Here is a 20898-nt window from a genome sequence, read left to right as displayed (position 1 = left end):
AACAGATGTCTATTTACCCTAACCCACTGATTGAACAGCGTGCCGATCCCTTTATCTATCGCCATAGCGACGGCTATTACTATTTTATCGCCTCGGTGCCGGAGTACGATCGTCTGGAACTGCGCCGCGCCCGGCAACTGACGGAGCTGCCCCAGGCTCCAGCTCAGGTTATCTGGCGTAAACCCGCGTCTGGGCCGATGAGCAACCTGATCTGGGCACCTGAGCTGCACGTTATCGACGGTAAGTGGTATGTCTACTTTGCGGCGGCCCATAGCCCGGAGATTGCCGACGGCCTGTTCCAGCATCGCATGTTTGCGCTGGAGTGCAGCGCCACCAACCCGCTGGAGGGAGAATGGGTAGAGAAAGGGCGTATTGCAACCCCGATCGACAGCTTCTCGCTGGATGCGACTCACTTTGAGCATCAGGGAAAGCACTATTATCTCTGGGCGCAGCAAGACCCGCAGATCCGTGGAAACTCCAACCTGTATCTGGCAGAAATGGCCAATCCCTGGACGCTAACAGGGGCCCCGGTGATGCTGAGCAAACCGGAGTTGCCTTGGGAAACCATTGGGTTTTGGGTAAACGAAGGCCCGGCGGTGATCAAACACGGTAAGCGGATCTTCATCAGCTACTCGGCCAGTGCCACCGACGAGAATTATTGCATCGGCCTGCTGTGGGCAGATATCGATGCCGATCTCCTCGATCCGACACAGTGGCATAAGGCCAGCGAACCGGTGTTTCGCACCAGCTATGCCAACCGCCAGTTCGGCCCAGGGCACAACAGTTTTACCGTGGATGAGCAGGGTAATGACGTGCTGGTTTACCACGCCCGCAATTACACCGAAATAGAAGGCGATCCGTTATACGATCCGAATCGCCATACGCGGATTAAATCTCTGGAATGGGATGCCGAAGGAATACCGCTGTTTGGCGTTCCTCCGGCAGATAATCACTAACCCACAGTTGGCGGGGTTAGTGGGCTTTGCGCAGTGCCTTCACCTGCTCGGCGGTGATATCCGCCGGCAGCCCGCCCCAGGTGACACGCAGGTAATTCACCAGCTCGGCAATTTGCGCATCGTCCAGACGATCGGCAAAGCCCGGCATGCTCTGCATACTTTCGTTACCGGGGAACTGCTGCGCTGGTAGCCCGTCCAGCACCGACACGATCAGGTTCTTGCCATCTGGTTGGCGCAGCGTGGCGTTATCTCGCATCGCTACCGCAACATGCGGTATGCCTGCACCATCACGCTCATGGCAGGCGGAACACTGATCGAGATAGGTGATACGCCCGGCATTGCTGCCCTGCCCGATTTTAGCGGCCACCGGCTGCGGTGGCTTGTCGCCCATCAGGTAGGTCACCAGCGCCCGATGATCTTCCGGCGTCAAATGGCGAGTGCTGAGATCGACCACCATGTGCATTTCGCTAAACGCCGAGCCCTGCGGCGCTAACCCGGTGCTGAGGAAACGGCTAAGATCCTCTGGCGTCCAGCCGCGCTGTGCCAAAGCCTGTGGCGTAATATCCGGCGCGATAAAGCGCCCCAGATCGCCACCCTGCATCGGCTTGTTCACTTCCATTTGCCCCAGCATGCCCCGTGGCGTATGACATTCGCCACAGTGACCAAGCACGTCAGACAGGTAACGCCCACGCTGCCATTCGGCGGAGCTCCCCTGCGAGCTGGCCGGTAACGGATCGCTGTTGCGGAACAGCAAATTCCAACCGATCAGCGCCATCCTCTGGTTGAACGGGAACGGCATATCGTTGGCTGGAATGGCTACGTCCACCGCCGGGCGCGACATCAGATAGGCATAAATAGCATCCGCATCTTCGCGCGAAATGCCTTTGTAGGAGGTATAAGGCATCGCCGGGTACAGATGGCGGCCACCCGGAGCCACCCCCTGCGTCAACGCCAGGAAGAAATCATCCTTGGTCCAGCGGCCAATCCCCTGATCGGCAGAAGGCGTCAGGTTACTGCCATAAATAGTGCCGAATGGAGTATCCAGCGGATAGCCTCCCGCCAGCGGTGCCCCACCAGCGGCGGTATGGCAGGCAGCACAGTCGGCAGCCTGCGTCAGATAACGCCCACGGGCAATCTGTTCGCTGCTGGCGGTAACCTGCTGGACTGGGCCGTCGTAGCTGCGGTTTTCTCGCCACCAAAGCACGGCGATGACAATCGCCGCAATCAGCACAATCAACAATGCGAGACGTTTTTTCATTACGCCGTCTCCTTCAGCAGGCCAGGGGTTTTCAACACCACGTCACGCACCGCCTCGTAATAACGGACATAGCCGGTGCAACGGCAGATATGGTTTTCCAACGCCTGCTCAATCGCGCCTTCCAACTGATCGCGTGGAATTGGCTCACGCTTGAGCTTCTCGACAAAGATGGTGGCCGCATTGACAAAGCCCGGCGTGCAATAGCCACACTGGAAGCTGTAGTGATCGAGGAACGACTGCTGGATCGGCGAGAGCTCAACCACTTCGCCCTGATTATCCACCTGTGCAACGCCTTCGATGGTGCGTACCTGCTTGCCATTGAAAAAGTGAGCGCCGGTGATACAGGTACGGATTTCTTCGCTGGTACCGCTTGGATGGTCAAGGATCGCCACGCAGGCGTGGCAGATACCCTGGCCGCAGCCTAGGCGTGAGCCGGTCAGATCGAGATATTCATGCAGAAAATCGATCATCATCAGCCCTTCCGGTACCTCGACGGGGCCATATTGTTTGCCGTTAACGGTCAGGGTAATAGGTTGGGTTTTAATGCTCATGGTAACACCTCAAGAATATTTTCGGCACGGACAGGCAAATCACGGAAACGATGGCCCGTGGCGTGGGCAATGGCGTTAACCAATGCGGCGACCACTGGGATCATGACGACTTCCGCCATTCCTTTCGGCGGATCGGTTTCCGACAGCGCAGGCAGGATGTCACCGGTCTGTTTCCAGACCGCCACATCGCTGGCGCGCGGCAAATGGTAACGGTTAAAGTTCCAGGTGCCGTTACCCGGCCCATCTTCGTACAGCGGTAAATATTCATGCAGCGCATGGCCGATCCCCATCGCCAAACCGCCCTGTAGCTGGCCGGAAACCAGCTCAGGTACGATCAGGTTGCCACACTCCATAATCGAATGATGATTTAGCAGTTCAACCTTGCCGGTAGCGATATCTACCGCCACTTCTACCAGCGTACCCACGGCGCTGTAATAGGTCACAGCTGCGTTATTACGTTGGGTTGGCGGGTAATAAACCTGCTCACGAGCCAGAGTGCTGAATTCGCCGTTGCCAATGCGTACCGACAAACCGTCGACAGGCAGGCGCTCGCTGTGATTATTCAGCTTGAAGTCCGCTTCCGCCCACTGCCAGCGGTTGAAGACGTGCACCACTGCGCCAGTCAGGTTGCCCATCTGATAGGCTTTCTTCGCCAACAACTCAAACGGCAATATCTGCATACCGGCCGCCGTCAGGCCACCTTCGACCCAGCGAGCATCTTCTTTACGCACCACCAGCGGTGCCGCCTGGCCGCCACCAATGCCAGACTGCCAGATAGACAGCGCGGCAGGCCACAGCCCCTGTTCAAACACCAACCGGGCCGCTTCACGCGTACTGTGCGAGAAATAGTAAGCGGAGTTGCTGGCGCTGGAAGGTGAGCAGTAGCTTGGCGTCCAGTTCGGATTGGTTTGCAGCTTGTCCTGCTCATCCTGCGACATCGTGTAGGGATCGCCGCTGGTCACCATCGGCAACAGCGCCCATTCGGTCACCGAGAAATGAGCCTCATCCGCCGGTTTACCCAGCCATTGTGCACATAGCACCGACTGCGACGTTGACATACCAGTGCCCATTTCGGCCCCGCTGTGATACAGCGAGATACGCCCGTCCTCGCTGAACTCCACGCGAGCAAAGGAGGTTTCGGCCCCGGTGCCAAAGTCTTTCTGCACGCAGCCAAAACCCACGCCATAACGTTTGCCAGGATATTGGCTCTCAAACTCGGCCTTGCGTTCGGCGCGTTTGCGCCACATCTCATGCTGTGAGGCTTTTACCAGCACTTCATCGGCGCGAATAGCCCCTGCCGGGATCGCCCCCTGGGTATTTTTCATGCCGGATTTAAGCACGTTGCGCAAACGAAACTCGATCGGGTCGAGCTTCAGTTCCTGTGCCAATTCGTCCATCATCATTTCGGTGGCAGCCATGCTTTGCAACGTGCCGTAGCCGCGTGCGGAACCCGCATCGATGGCACGAGAGGCCAGCCCGACCGAGGAAAGATCGCTTTTCGGGAAGTAGTAAATCGACTGTGCCGCCGTAGCCCCAACCATCACCACCGAAGGTGTGAAGTTACAGCGCCCACCACCGTCGGCGGTCATCGCCCCTTGGAAGGCCTGCAATATGCCGGTCTGCTTGTCTACCGCAATGCGGTAATCCATATCGAAGGCATGGCGCTTGATCGAGGTCTGGAACTGCTCATAGCGGTCATTAGCCAGCCGCACCGGCAGCCCGTCACCGTACAGCGCGGCAACCGCACCGTAATACGGGAAGTTATAGTGATCTTTCGAGCCGTAGCCCACGGTGTAACAAGGGTGCAGGATCAGCTGTTTGACCGGCTGATGACGTTTGGCCAACATACGTGGCATTTCGTCCGCCACCTCCTGCGGGGACTGGGTCGGGATCACCATATGCAAGGTCTGGCTGGCAGTATCAAACCAGCCATTGGCGTTGTCTGGCTCCAGGGCCGAAGTATCAACGGATTGCGTGGTATAGCGGCGTGACATTACCAACCAGTCCTGCGGTGGGGTTTGCAGTTGGTCGGCAATCATCCCGGCGTAATACATGCCTTCCTGATCCAGCTTGCCGCCCTCACGCCCTTCCGGCCACACCGGCAGATGTCTGCGCATCGACAGCGGGAAGATCGGGGTATCTTTCAGGCTGGAGAAGCGATCGTCATCGAATGGCTGTTCGCCACCGACGCGCACATAGCGGAAGCTGCCCCAAGGATCGCGCTGTAACGGGCCGGTTTCAGTACCATACTGGATCACTTCGTCGTGGAATTTCAGCTTGTCTTTGGCAAAGCGGAAACGAGCAAAATCATGATAAATCAGGATTGCCACCGCATGGCCGAGATAGGCTGGGGTTTTCCCTGTGGGCAGCAGCATGTCATCGCCATAAAACGCCGGGAAGGCCAAACCGTCTCGCTCAAGATCTTCTGCCGTCACTATCCGATCCGGTTGCAGATCGTCCCCCAGCAAGGAGAGATCGATGCCGGTAAACAGACGATCGGCTTTGGTTGCGCGCAGAATAAAGGCATGGGCCTGCTGCTGCGGCCAGTGTGGCATATCAACGGCACGAATATCGCGGGCAAACACTTTCTGCCCCATGACCTTGGAGCGGCCATCGATACGGTAGCGAATGCGTTTGGTCTGCGCATCCCAATTGGGCGATTGCAGGATCTTCTGCTCAAACAGCGCGGCATAGGCGCGGCTGTAAAGAGGCGCGAGGTAGACGGACACCCCCGCTATCACGGCACCCTTGATAAAACGGCGTCGTGACGGGTTGAAATTGCTCATAAAATATCCTTTACGTTCTTATCTACCCCTGGCATCCAGATGCGGCATTAGCGCCGTAACCATAAGGCTGGGGTAAGTCGTTTTTTTTATCGGTTTTGTTGCGCAACCGCTGGTAACCTTGCCGAAGACGTTATAATCATAAGCTTATAACCAAAATTATGTGAGTATTAACATTTTGTTTTCATAAAATGAAACACTTGGAAACATATAATGCCTCTATAGTGTGGCTGAATTGCGCAAACGCGGGCAAAAGAGATGACGACAGGTATCGTGATTACCGCCGCCGGGCGGGGTGAACGTTTCATTCAGGCCGGTGGCAGTGGCAACAAGCTTAATGCCCTATTGCAGGGTAAGACGGTGTTCGAACATACGCTGCAACAGGCGCTGGCCTCCGGCTTACCGGTGCAGGTCGTCACCCGGCCAGAAAACCTGCCGGTGCAACAGGCTTGTGCCGCGCATCAGGTTCCCTGCACCTTACTGGCCAGCGGTGGGCTGGGTGAGTCAATTGCTGCCGGAGTAGCCGCAACGGCAGACTGGGACGGCTGGCTGATCCATTTGGCGGATATGCCTTTTGTTTCATCGCAGATCTTTGTACAGGTGGCCGCAGCCCTGAGCCAGCACAGCATCGTACGCCCCAGTTTCCAGCAACAACCCGGCCACCCGGTGGGCTTCACCGCCATTTTGCGCAAACAACTATGTACGCTGCGTGGCGATAATGGCGCGCGAGAGCTGCTACGCAGTCACGGGCAGGTCTACCTGCTCCATCTCGATAAACCGAGCATCGTGCAAGATATCGATCTCCCTTCTCAGCTAGTGGCCAACGAGTCCGTTAATTAATGCAGCATCTTGATATCACCGTAGTCAGCCAAGCCATCAACTGGCTGGAACAGCAGCCGGTATGGCTGTGTACCGTATTGAACACTTATGGCTCATCACCACGCTCTCCTGGCGCGTTGATGGTGGCTACCCGCGACGGACACTATTGTGGATCGTTATCCGGTGGCTGCGTGGAAGAGGACTTTTTGCGCCGTCTGGCGGAGGGGGAATATCAAGCCGCCAGCCAGGTGATCCGCTACGGCGCTGGCGGGCTAACCCCAAGCGTGGCGCTGCCCTGTGGTGGCGTGCTGGACGTATTGATCGAGCATCTGCCCGCAGGCCCTGCCAGCATTAGCTACTTGCGCAATATCGCCGAGGCGTTAGCCGGCCATCATGCCTTGGTCAAGCACTTGACCTTGCCCAATGCCTGTAGCGCACTGGAAACCACCAGCTTTGCCAGCGCAACCCAGGTCGTGCGCAACCAACAGGAGATCCAGTTGCACATCGCCGCCGCTCCTCGGTTGCTGATTGCCGGGCTTTCCAGCGTGGCGCTGTATTGCGCCGACTTTGCCAGCGCACTCGGCTTTGAAGTGTTGGTATGCGAAAACCGCCCGGAAGCGTTGGAAAACTTCGCCACGCAGCTCAAACCGCATATCACCTTGCTGCGCCAGTTCCCGGCCAAATTCATTGAGGCAGGCGGTTGCCACGCCAACACCGCGATTGTGGCGCTGACCCACGATCCGCGTATGGATGATTTAACCCTGATGGAGGCGATCTACACCCCGGCGTTTTACATCGGCGCGATGGGTTCCCAACGCAACAGCGATCGCCGCCGCCAGCGGCTGCAACAGATCGCCGAATTCAGCCCGCAGGAACTCGGCCGTATCCATGCGCCGATCGGCCTGCCGCTCGGCAGTAAAACCCCGGCGGAGATCGCGCTGGCCGTGATGGCCGATATCGTGCAGCAGAAGAATCACCCCTCACCCCAACCCTCTCCCACAGGGAGAGGGAGCTGATAGCCCCTGCTCTTTTGGAAGCGTTCAGATAATCTCAACTGGGAGAGAGAGCTGATAGCCCCTGCTCTTTTGGAAGCGTTCAGGTAATCTCAACTGGGAGAGGGAGCTGATAGCCCCTGCTCTTTTGGAAGCGTTCAGGTAATCTCAACAGCCTCGATCACTCCCTCATCCGAGGTAAATCACAACAATTTCAAACACACTCGATCGGTCCCCTCTCCCTGTGGGAGAGGGTTAGGGTGAGGGGCAAGTTTTCTCTGCGAAGGCTTTATCTGGCACTATCGGGATTAGATACTCATATTCCAGGTACAGCTCTTCGTCGCTATCGAGCGAGTAGCTATGCTGCGCGATATCGTACCCTTCCCGGCGTACCAGGTTATACTGCGGCAGAAGTTTGGTATAAACGCTGGCGATATGCTCGTTAAGGGCCACCGGCTTGCCAGCATAGCGAAAGCGGCAAAAACCACCGCTGATTTCCGGTAGCTCCCGCAACGATTTACCTTGGGCGATCGCTTTATCAACCGCAACAAAATAGTCGACCTTCACCCGCTCACCATCGGGCGTAAAATTGGTTAGCGCATAAAGTTTGTCTGGATTTAATTTAAACTCATCACAAAAACGATCCTTTATTCCATCACGAATTGCCGCGTGGGATTCGCCCAACTGTTCAATATCGATGTGATAAGAATAATACTGACCGACCAGCGAGTAGCAGTCTGGTTTAACCTCAACATAATCAATAGAGATATCGCTAGGTTGATTCAGCGACAGCGATTGCACCAGATGGCTGAAATCACAATTCCGCGCCTTGCGATAGCTGCTGGGCGTTTGGGAAAAATGTTTTTTGAAACAGCGTGAGAATGTCTGTTGGGAATCGAACTGATACTCCAACGAAATATCCAGAATGCTTTTCTGCGTAAAGCGTAATGAGAAGGCCGCCAGATAGAGGCGACGGGCGCGGATATAAGCAGCAAGTGGCAGGTTGGTCTGTTGGCGGAACATGCGCTGCAGATACCATTTGGAGTAGCCGGATTTTTCGCAAACAATATCCAGTGATAGTGGATTGCGTAGGTTGTTTTCTATCCAGACCAGTAATTCTTTGATATGTGTTTCCTGCGTCACCATTACTTTTGCTGGCATAACCCATTTTTCCTGTACATTTATCTTATCAATGTGACTGCTCCTCGCCGTAAAATAGGGCGAGGGTTTACGGCAGATGTGCTAATAACTGCTTTGGTTTGGCAGCCTAAACCATAATAACCAGCACTTTGTAAATTTTTCCGGGAGATTTGTAAATATAGACCAACGTAGAACAATCAATACGCTGTTTAACACCTTTTCCCCGGTGCTGCCTGAAGTGTTTCCATGGCCCGTATGGACTCAGCACGCAACTTATTGGAACAGGGCCTGAGGCTTCTGCTTAGCTGTGCTCCGCTTCCGTAGCCAGGGCCGCCTTAACTGATGGGCGTTCGGCAATACGTTGGATGAAATAGTCCAGTTGGGGCCAGCGCTGCAGGTCAATATTCAGATGCGTGCTCCACCGAACCACCACAAACAGGTAGAAATCTGCCACTGAAATCTTGTCACCAAGCAGGTAGTGTCTGCCATCGATAAACAGTGACTCGACAAAATCAAGCCGTGTAAATAACTTGGCCCTCGCCTTGGCATCCTGTTCCGGATTCTCTGGATGGAATAACGGCCCAAAGGCCTGATGCACCTCAGACGCGATATAAAACAGCAATTCGTTTAAACGGGCTCGTTCCATCGTGCCTGACGACGGAACAAGCTCTGTGCCCTCACCAAGGTACAGTGCAATTGCCGCCCCTTCAGTCAATAGCTCTCCGTTTTTCAGTTTCAGCGCAGCAACATACCCTTTAGGGTTGATCGCCAGAAAGTCCTCCCCATGCTCGGTTCGTTTGGTCACCAGATCAACTCGCTCCAGGTCGAACTTCATGTTCAGTTCGCGCAAGATGATGTGGGGGGAAAGGGAACAGGTACCGGTGGCGTAATACAGTTTCATCATGAATCCTTATGGAAGCGATGGATCGTCGAGGGAGACGATGCCATGCCAGGTTTCAAAAAGAAACCACTCACTTCCCATGGTTCAGATTATGTGGTAACCATTTGGTAACCCTATCCCCTCGATGAAGAGAGAATAACTTTGGCACTGAAGCGCAGGAAAAATCGCTCACCCACTCCTGGTAATATTTGCCCACTCAGTAAATGTCTGGCCTTACTGGCGGGAGCCTGGACGCCGGAAATCATCTGGTGTTTGAGTGCGGCACCACGCCGATTCAGTGAAATTCGTGTCGATATTCCCGCCATTTCCGCGAAAGTCCTGACAACCAGGTTACGAGATCTCGAAGGGAAAGGGATAGCCAACCGTCAGGCAATGCCAACATCTCCGCCTTCCGTAGAATACAGCCTCACGGCTCTGGGTGCCGAACTGCTGCCTGCCATTGCGGTTATTGCCAAGGTGGGAGACAAGATAAAGTTTGGTTAGCGGATAAAATGCCGCCCACTGGGGGCGGCTATCAATCAGATTACTTCACACAGCGCGTACATTGAGATCCCTGGATCTTCTGGAAGAAATCATTACCTTTGTCATCCACCAGAATAAAGGCCGGGAAATCTTCCACTTCGATTTTCCAGATCGCTTCCATACCCAGTTCAGGATATTCCACGCACTCCAGGCTCTTGATGCTCTGCTGTGCCAGCACCGCCGCCGGGCCACCAATGCTGCCAAGGTAGAATCCGCCGTGCTTGTGGCAGGCATCCGTCACCTGCTGGCTACGGTTACCTTTGGCCAACATGATCATGCTGCCGCCGTGTGACTGCAGCAGATCGACATAGGAGTCCATGCGCCCTGCCGTGGTTGGCCCCAGAGAACCAGAAGCATAGCCCTCTGGCGTTTTGGCCGGGCCCGCGTAATAGATCGGGTGATCTTTCACGTACTGCGGTAAACCTTCGCCACGATCCAGGCGCTCTTTCAGCTTGGCGTGGGCAATATCACGCCCAACGATGATGGTGCCGCTCAGGGAAAGGCGGGTAGACACCGGATACTGTGACAGTTGCTTGAGGATATCGGCCATCGGGCGGTTCAGGTCCACCTTGATCGCTTCGCCTTCACCCGCGCGGCGCAGTTCCTGCGGAATAAATTTACCTGGGTTATGCTCCAGTTTCTCCAGCCAGATCCCCTCGCGGTTGATCTTGCCTTTGATATTACGATCGGCGGAGCAGGAAACCCCCATCCCCACCGGGCAAGAAGCGCCGTGGCGTGGCAAACGCACTACGCGCACGTCGTGGGCAAAGTATTTGCCGCCAAACTGTGCACCCAGGCCCAAATTCTGGGCTTCTTTCAGCAGTTCCTCTTCCAGCGCCACATCGCGGAACGCCTGGCCGTGTTCGTTGCCTTCGGTTGGCAGCGCATCATAATATTTGGTTGAAGCCAGCTTCACGGTCTTCAGCGTGGCTTCCGCCGAAGTACCGCCAATCACAAAGGCCACGTGGTACGGTGGGCAGGCCGCGGTACCCAGAGTACGCATCTTGTCGACCAGATAGTCTTTCAGCTTACCTGGGGACAGCAGCGCTTTGGTTTCCTGATACAGGTAGGTTTTGTTGGCCGAACCACCGCCCTTGGCGATGCACAGGAACTTATACTCGTCACCATCCACGCTGTAGAGATCGATCTGCGCGGGCAGGTTGCTGCCGGTATTGACCTCCCGGTACATATCCAGCGCGGCGTTTTGCGAATAGCGCAGGTTATCTTCGATAAAGGTGTTGTATACCCCGCGCGACAGGGCTTCTTCGTCCCCGCCACCGGTCCAGACGCGCTGGCCCTTTTTACCCATGATGATCGCCGTGCCGGTATCCTGGCAGGTTGGCAAAATACCCTTGGCGGCGATTTCTGAGTTACGCAAAAATTGCAGCGCAACGTACTTGTCGTTTTCACTGGCATCGGGGTCATTGAGGATATCCGCCACCTGCTGCTGATGCGCAGGGCGCAACATGAACGAGGCGTCGTGGAAAGCGTGCTGGGCGAGCAGGGTCAGGGCTTGCGGGTCAACCTTGAGGACTTCCTGACCGGCAAATTCGCCGACGGAAACGTGGTCACGGCTTAGCAGATAGTATTCGGTATCGTCTTTCTTCAGCGGGAACGGATCTTGATAATGGAACGGTTTATTCGACATTGTTCTCTCACTTGCAACATCAGCTGCGTTAAATTCACACTTACCCAGCGTGCTCGGGGCGCGCTGCGTCAAAAAAACTCCCCACACCTTACGTATTTTTAGGTAGTCAGTTATTGCGCCAAATCGCAAAATAACCTCTATTAACGTAGGGACTTAACGCGGGCGTTGTTTTTCTGACCTCATCCGGTGAGAACTGCGGGTACAGACTCATCATGCACGGATTATTATCCCGCAGTTAACACAATGATTACAATCAATGTCAGTCGATCGGCTTATCATTGTAGGAAAATAGCGTTGCAACGATATCCTTACGGCCCCGTTTCCACACCAAGCCGTTTTCATTCATCACCTAGGCTATTTTTTCTTCCCCGGTAACGTCGCCATTAGCTCCTCCACCGAGATCCCCCCTGCCACACTCCCCGGCACCGGCATCCGCAAAATATGATTCTTGATCTTCCCAATCACATGCATCTCACACGGCTTGCAGTCAAACTTCAACGTCAACGACTCACCCTGATGCACCAACTGCATCGGCGATGCCCTCCCCTTCACACCCTGTACACCCTTGGCCTGTTTAGGGCAGAGGTTGAAGGCGAAGCGCAGGCAGTGCTTAGTGATCATCACCGGCACATCCCCTTTTTCTTGATGCGCCTCGTAGGCGGCATCAATCAACGTGACACCATAACGCTGGTAAAACTCACGCGCCTTCTGGTTATAAACATTGGCAAGAAACGTCAGGTGCGTTTCCGGATAAACCGGCGGCGGCACGGAAACCGGTTTGCGGCCACCGCGTTCGTTTAGCGCCAGGCGGGCGGCGTCCAGTGCTTCCACCGCATCGCGGCGCAGTTGATTGATCTGGCTGTTGGGCATGAAGCAAGCTACCGGCAGATCAAGATGAACGTCACGCGGGTAATAAAGGGTTTGCCCAAGTTTGCTCAATCCGTCACGCAGTGTGACAAGCGCCTTTTCCGGCTGGTTGGCGGCACCGAATTCGCCCTGCAGCGTATGGCTGACGCTGATGCCCTCTTCGCTGATCAGGGTCAGCGTCACTCCGTCGCTGCTTTGTGTCAGCAGAATATCGACGGCGATGCGGCGTTCCGCCGAGGTTTTTAGCAACGCCTGTTGCCAGTTGTGATCGAGGTTGCGATTAAGCGGATGCTGTGGACGCAGCTTATGCAGATCTGCCGGCATTTCGTTAGGCCAAACCCGGTAGCGCCCTTCGGCAATTTTCTCTGCCTTATTGGCGCGGAAGCCAACGATATCGCGCTTGATCAGCACGTTAAGTCCATCGCCATTGGTCAGCGATTCTTTGACTTCTACGTCCAGATGATCTTTACCCACCTTTAGCACTTCTCCTACAGGCAGGCCGATGAACTTGGGTGAATCGAAGGCGCCAATATCCACCTGGCGTTGGTTAACGAAGTAATCGGTACTGCCACGGTGGAAGGTTTTATCCGGCGACGGAATAAAGAAGTGTTCCGTGCGGCCTGACGATGCCGGCGTCAGATCGGAACGCTCGTTGAGAATGGCATCCAGATGCTGACGATAGTACGCGGTGATGTTTTTCACATAGCTCATGTCCTTATAACGCCCTTCAATCTTGAAGGAGCGAACACCGGCGTCGATCAGCGCCGTCAGGTTGCGGCTTTGATCGTTATCTTTCATCGACAGCAGATGCTTTTCATACGCGACTACTCGCCCCTGATCATCTTTCAGGGTGTAGGGAAGCCGGCATGCTTGCGAACAATCGCCACGGTTGGCACTGCGTCCGGTCTGGGCATGGGAAATGTAACACTGGCCGGAGAAGGCCACGCACAACGCGCCATGGATGAAAAATTCGACGGCAGCGTCGACGTTGTCACTGATAGCTTTTATCTGACTGAGATTCAGCTCACGCGCCAATACCAACTGGGAGAAACCGGCATCGGACAGGAAACGAGCCTTCTCTACGCTACGGATGTCGGTCTGGGTGCTGGCATGCAGCTCAAATGGCGGAATATCCAGCTCCAGGATCCCCATATCTTGCACGATAAGCGCATCAACTCCGGCGTCATACAGTTCATGGATCAGGCGGCGTGCCGGCTCCAGCTCGTCGTCATGCAAAATAGTATTGAGGGCGATGAACACTTTGGCCCGGTAACGGCGGGCAAATTCAACCAGCCCGGCGATATCGCTCAAGCTGTTGCCAGCATTATGACGGGCGCCGAAGCCTGGGCCACCGATATAGACCGCATCGGCCCCGTGCAAAATAGCCTCACGGGCGATACCTGCATCGCGGGCGGGACTGAGTAATTCAATCTGGTTAGATAAAAGCATGAGTATCGCCGTTAGGGTAAGGGTGAAAACGCGGCTATTGTAGACACAAACATCGTACATACAAGCCTTGCGTAACGGTTAACAGCCCATATACTTTTACCTACTGCCCCGTTGCCAGCCGCCGCGCCATTGCTTAAGCTAGCGCCATATGAATAGAGTAAGAATCCCCATTGCGCTGCAACAGGCGGTAATGCGCTGCCTGCGAGACAAATTGCAGCTGGCGCGGCAGCATTTTGCCGTCGAGTTCCCAGAGCCCAAGATCCTGTATCAGCAACGCGGCACCAGCGCGGGCACCGCCTGGCTGCAAGCCTGGGAAATCCGCCTCAACCCGGTGCTGCTGATGGAAAACCAGCAGCCGTTTATCGACGAAGTGGTCCCCCATGAGTTGGCTCATCTGCTGGTCTACCGCCAGTTTGGCCGCGTGCCGCCGCATGGCCGGGAATGGCGCTGGATGATGGAAAGCGTATTACAGGTTCCCGCCAGCCGTACCCACCAGTTTGAGACCCGCTCGGTACAGAGCAAAACCTTCCCTTACCGCTGCGATTGCCAGCAACATCAGCTGACCCTGCGCCGCCATAATCGGGTGATGCGCGGCGAGAGCGAATACCGCTGCCGTCAGTGCGGTGAAAAGCTGACATTTTCCGGTTAATCAAAGCCGTTAATAATCATATTTATAAGTTAAAACAATCCATTATCTCTATTTGCACCTGTCGGTGACTTCCGTTACCCTGCCTGCCTTTCCAATTTTGAGCTGTTTTGGAATATGCATCGCAAAATTTTATTTTTAGTCGTATTGACGGCCTCCAGCGGCACGCTAGCCAAGGGGATTAATAACTTTACCCAGGCCAAGACTGCCGCCGCCAAAATCAACCAGGACGCCCCAGGCAGCTTTTATTGTGGCTGCAAGATCGACTGGCAAGGTAAGAAAGGCATTCCCGATCTCGCTAGCTGCGGCTATCAGGTGCGTAAAAATGCCCAACGCGCCGGGCGTATCGAGTGGGAACATGTGGTTCCGGCCTGGCAGTTCGGCCACCAGTTGCAGTGCTGGCAACAGGGTGGGCGTAAAAACTGCAACAAGGATCCGGTTTATCGCCAGATAGAGATCGACTTGCACAACCTGCAACCCGCCATCGGTGAAGTGAACGGTGACCGCAATAACTTTATGTACAGCCAGTGGCGGGGCGGCGAAGGACAATACGGACAATGCCAGATGAAGGTGGACTTCAAGAACAAGCAGGCCGAACCACCGGCACGTGCGCGAGGCGCCATCGCCCGCACCTACTTCTACATGCGCGATCGCTACCAGTTGCCGCTTTCACGCCAGCAAACCCAGCTGTTTGAAGCCTGGAACCGCCTGTATCCGGTCAGCACCTGGGAATGTCGACGTGAAGCACGCATCGCCATGGTACAAGGGAATCACAACCCTTATATTCAACAGGCTTGTCAGCAGCAAAAAGGCTGACCTACTATAGTGCTTTCGCGCTGCCCTCCGGCAGCGCCGTATCATTGAGCCAGGATCTGACAATCATTATGCGTAAACCCCGCATTTACCATCCAGAGCCCTTGAGCGCCAGTGCAGAAATAGCATTGAGCGAGGATGCCGCCAATCATGTCGGCCGTGTGCTGCGGATGAGCGCCGGGCAGGCACTGCAACTGTTCGATGGCAGCAACCAGGTGTTTGAGGCAGAAATCACCCGGGTGGATAAAAAGAACGTGCTGGTTCAGATCAACGCCGGGCAACTGGAAGATCGCGAATCACCGCTCAACTTACATCTTGGTCAGGTGATCTCCCGTGGCGAAAAGATGGAATTCACCATCCAGAAATCCATTGAGTTGGGGGTGAACGTGATCACTCCGCTATTTTCCGAGCGCTGTGGCGTTAAACTCGACGGTGAACGCCTGGAGAAAAAGCTCCAGCAGTGGCAAAAAATCGCCATCGCGGCCTGCGAGCAATGTGGCCGCAACCGCATTCCGGAAATCCGCCCAGCGATGTCTCTGGAGCACTGGTGCGCCGAGCAGGACGATAGCCTCAAGCTGAACCTGCATCCACGCGCCAGCCAAAGTATCAATACCCTGCCGTTGCCGGTAGTGAGCGTACGTCTGCTCATTGGGCCGGAAGGCGGATTATCCGCCGAAGAAATTGCCATGACCACAGACTATGGATTTACTGATATCCTGCTGGGGCCACGCGTTTTGCGTACAGAAACTACCGCGCTCACCGCAATTACCGCTTTGCAGGTTCGTTTCGGCGACCTGGGCTAAGGGCCTGTCTCACAGGTTCGTAAGGAGAAGAGATGATCAAGCTCGGCATCGTGATGGACCCTATCGCATCCATCAATATCAAAAAAGACACCAGCTTTGCCATGCTGCTCGAAGCGCAGCGCCGCGGCTGGGAACTGCATTATATGGAGATGAACGATCTCTATCTGCATGCCGGTGATGGCCGTGCCCGCACGCGCCTGCTGAACGTGAAAGAAGATAAAGAGAGCTGGTTCAGCTTTGGCAGCGAGCAGGATCTGGCGTTGCAGGATCTGGACGTGATCCTGATGCGCAAAGATCCGCCGTTCGACACTGAATACATCTATGCGACCTACATCCTGGAACGCGCCGAAGTGAAAGGTACGCTGGTGGTCAACAAGCCACAGAGCCTGCGTGACTGTAACGAAAAGCTGTTCACCGCCTGGTTCCCGGAGCTGACGCCAGACACCTTGGTCAGCCGCAGCGCTGCCCATATCCGCAAATTCCACCAGCAGCATGGCGATATCATCCTCAAGCCGCTGGATGGCATGGGCGGGGCCTCGATCTTCCGCGTGAAGCAGGACGACCCCAACCTGTCGGTGATTATCGAAACCCTGACCGAACACGGCAGCCGCTTCTGCATGGCGCAAAACTTCCTGCCGGCCATCAAGGATGGGGACAAACGCATTCTGGTGGTGGATGGCGAACCGGTGCCTTACTGCCTGGCGCGTATCCCTGCCCAAGGCGAAACCCGTGGTAACCTGGCCGCAGGTGGCCGTGGTGAAGCGCGCCCGCTGAGCGAAAGCGACTGGAAAATTGCCCGCGCGGTTGCTCCAACGCTAAAAGAGAAAGGGCTGATCTTTGTAGGCCTGGACGTGATCGGCGATCGCCTTACCGAGATCAACGTCACCAGCCCAACCTGTGCCCGTGAGATCGAAGCCGCATTCCCGGTTTCCGTCACCGGCATGCTGATGGACGCCATTGAAAAACGTCTGGCCGCGAAGTAGGCCGACGACGCGCCCTCTCTCATTGGGAGAGGGCATGCATTTTACTTCCGAATTGAATTAACGCCATGAATTTACAGCACCATTTCCTGATTGCCATGCCCGCAATGCAAGATCCGCGCTTCAAACGTTCGGTGATATACGTTTGCGAACATAATGACGACGGAGCCATGGGATTAGTGATCAACAAGCCCGTGGAACATTTCACCGTGGAGACGGTGCTGGATAAACTCGACATCAAGCCTTCACCGCGCGATCCGGCGATCAGCCTGGATAAGCCAGTGTTCGCCGGGGGCCCGCTGGCTGACGATCGCGGCTTTATTCTGCATACCCCACGCAAAGGCTTTGGTTCCAGCATTCAAATCTCACCGGCCACCATGATCACCACCTCAAAAGACGTTCTGGAAACGCTTGGCACGCCAGATCAACCCGCCGATGTGCTGGTGGCGCTTGGCTATGCGGGCTGGGAAAAGGGCCAGTTGGAACAAGAGCTGCTGGAGAATGCCTGGCTGACCACCGAGGCTGACACAGACATTCTGTTCCACACGCCGATCGCCAACCGCTGGCGCGAAGCAGCCAACCGCCTTGGCATCGATATTCGCAGCATTGCCAGCCACGCAGGACACGCCTGATGACCAACCGCACCATTATCGCCTTCGACTTCGGAACCAAAAGCATCGGCGCAGCGATCGGCCAGGAAATTACTGGCACCGCCCGCGCGCTGGCGGCCTTCAAAGCCCAGGACGGTGTACCTGACTGGCAGAAGATCGAGCGCCTGCTGAAAGAGTGGCAGCCAGACCTGGTGGTGGTTGGCTTACCGTTGAATATGGATGGCACCGAACAGCCGCTGACCGAACGAGCGCGTAAATTTGCCAACCGGCTGCATGGCCGCTTTGGCGTGCAGATTGCCCTGCATGATGAGCGCCTGAGCACCGTGGAGGCACGGGCCAATCTGTTTGACCATGGGGGATTCCGCGCATTGGATAAAGGCAGCGTCGATTCTGCCTCCGCCGTGGTTATTCTGGAGAGCTGGTTTGAGCAGCATCCGGGCTGATTTTCCGTGCCGGAGCAAAGCGGCTGAACATGATCGCACCGGCTGTAGGCACCACTTCCCGATCAGATTCAGGCAATTCAAGCGTATCCGGTAGCTCAAGGCTGTCCAGCGTCAGACTGTTGATACGGTACGGCGTCAGATTGCCTATCAGCGCATAGCCCCGCCAGTCGGTGGTGACGCCATACTGATTATCGATGCCAATCCCCGGCGTCCCCGGCACGCTGACGATGGCCACGGTTTCGCCTAACGTCTGCCCCAGCGTGAGCCCTTCCTGATGCGCCATCAGGCTGCCAGCAAGCTCCAGATTCTGCTGACGATACCCTTTACCTTGAGAATAACCGGCCCGCAACTCGCCAGCGTTATATTGATAATTGCCGCTCACATCCTGGCTGTTGCCGTATCGCTGGCTCTGACTGGTGCTGGCGTTGTAACTCAGGCTATAGTCGTCAAGCAGCGTACCGCTGACGCCTATCCGTCGGCTGTCGGTTCGATCGTTAGCCAGCGTATGATCATAGTTCAGCTTCATACGTGGTGCGCCGAGCGCGTTCAACGGCAACGAGACAGAGAGCCCCAACTGTGCCTGTTCTTTACCATAGGAGGGGCGGTTATATTCCGCATACAGCGCAACGTCTACCTTACCCAGGCTGGCGCTGAAGCCCATCTCGACGCTGGTTTCACCTCTTTGATTACCCCGCGTGGCCTCTCGAACCAACGTCAGGTAAAGGCTGTCTGAATCGGACAGATACTGGTTATAGCGCGCTTCCAGGCGATACTTTTTTTCCTCGTCAAAGTCACCGACAAAAATACCGTCTTCCCAGTCCCACCAATAGGTGCTCTGCTGATCTATCGCCGTGCCAAACGTACGATAGCGCTGCCGCGGATAATATTGCGCCATCAGGCTGAGGGAAGACTCCCAGGCCGGGAAAGCCTTGGCGTAACGTATACGCGCCATGCCGCCGGTGTCCGGCGCTGAACGCCTTGGCTGACGGGCAGATGAAAACGTGTAATCCGCCGAGATCGCTCCCCAGTGGTTAAGACTCTTGCCAATCCCGACCGCCACGCTGCGATAAATATCGGCCCCCTGGAAACCACCATACAGCGTAACCTTCCCCGGGAGCCCATAGCTGAGCGAGGCCTGGGCAAAGCCTGGCTGCTCCTCTTCCATACCGTAATAGGGTTGATATTTACCCACCGAGGCGTCATAGCGCCACTGGCCAGCGTAAACCAGGTTGGGCATGGAGGAGTAGGGGATTTTTCGTTCGGTTTCGGTACTGTCGCTTTCGCGTATCGTGACGGTAAGATCCCCCTCAAGCGCGGGCGGATAGACATCTTTCAACACGAATGCTCCCGGGGTAACAAACGTCTGATAGATGACTTCACCGTTCTGGCGCACCCTCACCTCCGCATTACTACGTGCAAAGCCGCGTATCCAGGGGGAAAACTGCCGCAGGCCATCCGGTAGCATTCGGCTATCCGATACCAGGCTGATGCCACGGAATCGGACGTTATCGAACAAAACTGACGGCGTCACGCTGTCGCCCAAGGTCAGCGTAGCGCGCCAGGCTTTGAGATCCCGATAGGCTAGCGCCCTTTCGGTGTGCCAGGTCGGGTTGCCCCAGATCTCTTTCTGATAGACGGGCTGATAACGTAGCCGCCAAGGGCCCACGTTTACCCCGGTGGTAATATCGGCATACAGGCTGTCGTGCCGCTGCGTATCGCGATAGTTTTCACCCGCATAATGGCCGTAATTGAACTGATAGTTAACAAATGCCGCATTGATGCCGTCATCCCAGCGGCCTGCCAGCTTGCTGTCATCCAGCATGCCAGCCGGGATGTCTACCGTCAGCAATTGTGCTATCGGCTCATAGAACACCCCAATTTTTCGGGCACTCAATACCTCGGGCAGAATACAGCCCTCAGGGGTCGTTTCCATCACTATCGCGGCATCACGTATCCCCCACTCACGAAGCAAGGGGGCATTAATACACGGCTGCTCATCCAGCCCCAGGTTAACGGCCACCTCACCCTTAAAGTTATCGTTAATAATGAGATAGACGTTATTTATTTCAGCCCTGGCACCGTTAACCAACAGGCCTAACGACACAATGGCAATATGAAAAGTGGGTTTCATTCGTTCCCTGAGTGCAAACCACAATATTTATCCGACACAAAAAGAGGCGCATCTGCGCCCCTTGATTACCAAATCATGACTGCTTATTTCTGTGCAGCGGCCAGTTCAGCACGAGCCTGCTTCAGCTCTTGTTTGATTTCTTTTACGTCAGCCTGCTTTTCTTGCAGTTTTTTCTGGTACTTGGCCACTTTCTTGGCATCACCTTTAGCCTGAGCTTCACGCAGGTCGGCTTTAATTTCCTGGACGTCTTGCTGCTTGTCGGCCAGTTTCTGTTCCAGCTTGGTGACTTTCTTCTGCGCGTCCTGCAGCACGCTGCCGTTAGTGCAATGGGCATTAACTTCACTCAGGGCTTTCTTCAGACCCGCGACACGGTTGTAGTTACCGTACTTCTCAGCCTGCTGGATCTGATATTCGATCGCAGCACGCTTGGCGTTACAGTCGTTAGCCGCATTAGCCATCGTAGAGAAGCTGGCACCCAGAACCAGAACCAGTGGCAGAATCGTTAATTTAGTGGTGTTTTTCATCATTTAATCCTTAAACGTTATTACACATGAGGAGCCCAAAAGCCCCCCTTCCTGTGCAACA

At 55.4% G+C, this 20898-nt stretch carries 19 protein-coding genes; 10 read left to right on the top strand and 9 right to left on the bottom strand.

Features of this window, described 5'->3' with window-relative positions; translation table 11 throughout:
• Positions 1-5 precede the first annotated feature (5 nt).
• Complete coding sequence (locus tag ACX9GU_RS04340; RefSeq protein ID WP_473193956.1) at positions 6-956, top strand: glycoside hydrolase family 43 protein; 951 nt, start codon at positions 6-8, stop codon at positions 954-956.
• A 16-nt stretch (positions 957-972) separates the two neighbouring features.
• On the opposite strand, the gene ACX9GU_RS04335 is transcribed toward ACX9GU_RS04340, so the two are convergent.
• Genes ACX9GU_RS04335 through ACX9GU_RS04325 form a run of 3 tightly spaced genes read right to left on the bottom strand, consistent with a single transcriptional unit; the run spans position 973 to position 5551 of the window.
• On the bottom strand, positions 973-2214 hold the full coding sequence (locus tag ACX9GU_RS04335) for a c-type cytochrome (protein ID WP_473193955.1): 1242 nt from the start codon (positions 2212-2214) through the stop codon (positions 973-975).
• The gene (locus tag ACX9GU_RS04330) at positions 2214-2765 is read right to left on the bottom strand and encodes a (2Fe-2S)-binding protein (protein WP_260513559.1); all 552 of its coding nucleotides are present in this window, start codon (positions 2763-2765) and stop codon (positions 2214-2216) included. Before ACX9GU_RS04330 ends, ACX9GU_RS04335 begins: the two co-directional genes overlap by 1 nt.
• Positions 2762-5551: a xanthine dehydrogenase family protein molybdopterin-binding subunit gene (locus tag ACX9GU_RS04325; RefSeq protein ID WP_473193954.1), complete on the bottom strand. Its 2790-nt coding sequence runs from the start codon at positions 5549-5551 to the stop codon at positions 2762-2764. Before ACX9GU_RS04325 ends, ACX9GU_RS04330 begins: the two co-directional genes overlap by 4 nt.
• Positions 5552-5806: 255 nt before the next feature.
• Here ACX9GU_RS04325 and ACX9GU_RS04320 point away from each other — a divergent pair, with 255 nt between their 5' ends.
• Both ACX9GU_RS04320 and ACX9GU_RS04315 read left to right on the top strand, forming a co-directional pair.
• Complete coding sequence (locus tag ACX9GU_RS04320) at positions 5807-6388, top strand: nucleotidyltransferase family protein (protein WP_473193953.1); 582 nt, start codon at positions 5807-5809, stop codon at positions 6386-6388.
• Positions 6388-7383 (top strand): XdhC family protein, encoded by a 996-nt coding sequence (locus tag ACX9GU_RS04315; protein ID WP_473193952.1) that lies wholly within the window; start codon positions 6388-6390, stop codon positions 7381-7383. The genes ACX9GU_RS04320 and ACX9GU_RS04315 overlap by 1 nt, the downstream gene beginning before the upstream one ends.
• Positions 7384-7614: 231 nt before the next feature.
• Here the strand turns inward: ACX9GU_RS04315 and ACX9GU_RS04310 are convergent, their stop codons facing one another.
• Both ACX9GU_RS04310 and gstA read right to left on the bottom strand, forming a co-directional pair.
• Positions 7615-8520 (bottom strand): helix-turn-helix domain-containing protein, encoded by a 906-nt coding sequence (locus ACX9GU_RS04310; RefSeq protein ID WP_473193951.1) that lies wholly within the window; start codon positions 8518-8520, stop codon positions 7615-7617.
• 280 nt (positions 8521-8800) lie between these two features.
• A complete protein-coding gene (gene gstA, locus ACX9GU_RS04305) occupies positions 8801-9400 on the bottom strand; it encodes a glutathione transferase GstA (protein ID WP_473195108.1) in 600 nt (199 codons plus the stop codon).
• 141 nt (positions 9401-9541) lie between these two features.
• Between gstA and ACX9GU_RS04300 the strand changes: the two genes are divergently transcribed.
• Complete coding sequence (locus tag ACX9GU_RS04300) at positions 9542-9883, top strand: winged helix-turn-helix transcriptional regulator (protein WP_473193950.1); 342 nt, start codon at positions 9542-9544, stop codon at positions 9881-9883.
• A 40-nt stretch (positions 9884-9923) separates the two neighbouring features.
• Here ACX9GU_RS04300 and fumA read toward each other — a convergent pair whose 3' ends face one another.
• Together fumA and ACX9GU_RS04290 are read right to left on the bottom strand one after the other, a co-directional pair.
• Positions 9924-11570, bottom strand: a complete 1647-nt coding sequence (fumA, locus tag ACX9GU_RS04295; RefSeq protein ID WP_473193949.1) for a class I fumarate hydratase FumA — start codon at positions 11568-11570, stop codon at positions 9924-9926.
• Between the two features lie 354 nt (positions 11571-11924).
• Positions 11925-13886 (bottom strand): peptidase U32 family protein, encoded by a 1962-nt coding sequence (locus ACX9GU_RS04290; RefSeq protein ID WP_473193948.1) that lies wholly within the window; start codon positions 13884-13886, stop codon positions 11925-11927.
• A gap of 148 nt (positions 13887-14034) precedes the next feature.
• Between ACX9GU_RS04290 and ACX9GU_RS04285 the strand changes: the two genes are divergently transcribed.
• The 6 genes from ACX9GU_RS04285 (at position 14035) to ruvX (ending at position 18182) form a co-directional block, all read left to right on the top strand.
• Positions 14035-14535 (top strand): SprT family zinc-dependent metalloprotease, encoded by a 501-nt coding sequence (locus tag ACX9GU_RS04285; protein ID WP_473193947.1) that lies wholly within the window; start codon positions 14035-14037, stop codon positions 14533-14535.
• Positions 14536-14649: 114 nt separating this feature from the next.
• Positions 14650-15348 carry a deoxyribonuclease I gene (endA, locus tag ACX9GU_RS04280; protein ID WP_473193946.1) on the top strand — a complete coding sequence of 233 codons (699 nt, stop codon included), beginning with the start codon at positions 14650-14652 and terminating at the stop codon, positions 15346-15348.
• Between the two features lie 68 nt (positions 15349-15416).
• A complete protein-coding gene (gene rsmE, locus ACX9GU_RS04275; RefSeq protein WP_071682020.1) occupies positions 15417-16148 on the top strand; it encodes a 16S rRNA (uracil(1498)-N(3))-methyltransferase in 732 nt (243 codons plus the stop codon).
• 32 nt (positions 16149-16180) lie between these two features.
• Complete coding sequence (gshB, locus tag ACX9GU_RS04270) at positions 16181-17131, top strand: glutathione synthase (protein ID WP_024484034.1); 951 nt, start codon at positions 16181-16183, stop codon at positions 17129-17131.
• A gap of 65 nt (positions 17132-17196) precedes the next feature.
• The gene (locus ACX9GU_RS04265) at positions 17197-17760 is read left to right on the top strand and encodes a YqgE/AlgH family protein (RefSeq protein ID WP_024484035.1); all 564 of its coding nucleotides are present in this window, start codon (positions 17197-17199) and stop codon (positions 17758-17760) included.
• Positions 17760-18182, top strand: a complete 423-nt coding sequence (gene ruvX, locus ACX9GU_RS04260; protein WP_021179674.1) for a Holliday junction resolvase RuvX — start codon at positions 17760-17762, stop codon at positions 18180-18182. Before ACX9GU_RS04265 ends, ruvX begins: the two co-directional genes overlap by 1 nt.
• Here ruvX and ACX9GU_RS04255 read toward each other — a convergent pair.
• Together ACX9GU_RS04255 and ACX9GU_RS04250 are read right to left on the bottom strand one after the other, a co-directional pair.
• A complete protein-coding gene (locus ACX9GU_RS04255; protein WP_473193945.1) occupies positions 18145-20313 on the bottom strand; it encodes a fimbria/pilus outer membrane usher protein in 2169 nt (722 codons plus the stop codon). The genes ruvX and ACX9GU_RS04255 overlap by 38 nt on opposite strands.
• 83 nt (positions 20314-20396) lie before the next feature.
• Positions 20397-20840 (bottom strand): DUF1090 domain-containing protein, encoded by a 444-nt coding sequence (locus tag ACX9GU_RS04250; RefSeq protein WP_473193944.1) that lies wholly within the window; start codon positions 20838-20840, stop codon positions 20397-20399.
• Positions 20841-20898 lie beyond the last annotated feature (58 nt).

The sequence above is a fragment of the Serratia sp. K1WW1 genome (genome assembly GCF_055790865.1).
Note: the sequence above shows the minus strand (reverse complement) of the source record. Positions and strands in the feature narration are given on the sequence as shown.